Genomic DNA, 576 nt, shown 5'->3' with positions numbered 1-576 from the left:
ATACGTAAGGATGGTATCGTAATATTTCAGTTGCGAACGCCTAAAAAAGAACATTAGGAATAAATTAAACACCGCTCTTTTTGTGAAAGAGCGGTGTGAATCCATCAGCGGACTGTTACGTCCCAATTGGAAATATTAATTTGTCCTGTGCCTCCGAAAACTTCCGTCCCGAATTCCACACTGCTGACATACTTTGTTTTGGAAAGCCAATGTTTGGAGTCGGCAAGATAATTCGTGAAATCCCGAACATTCAGGTTCGCACGTTGGGTGTTTGCCGTTCTGACAAATGAAAACACGTTCCATCCTTTGCCGCTTCCAGCATCAATATAGCCTTTATATACTTTCCAATTGTGCCCGCCGATCGAAACAGTTTCGACATAAGAACCGGCAGGTCCGGCATTTGTGTTATTGAGCCAGATCATAATCTCATCGGTTGGAGCCGAACCCCAGCTTGCCTTGTTTGTATTGTGGAGCCAAATGTCATATGCGGCATTGTACGTGCCGTTCGCACTGATCGAATAGCTGACTTTCGTGTTGATGTTTTTTTGATCTGACAATCGGGTCGGGAAGCCGCTG

At 44.8% G+C, this 576-nt stretch carries 1 protein-coding gene; it reads right to left on the bottom strand.

What is annotated here, in order from left to right; genetic code table 11:
• Window positions 1-104: 104 nt before the first annotated feature.
• On the bottom strand, window positions 105-576 hold a 472-nt coding region (locus tag AC0QUY_RS42760; RefSeq protein ID WP_475391763.1), incomplete at its 5' end, for a GH12 family glycosyl hydrolase domain-containing protein.

Source organism: Bradyrhizobium sp. WYCCWR15520, from assembly GCF_056174665.1.
This window is presented reverse-complemented; position numbering and strand designations above follow the sequence as displayed.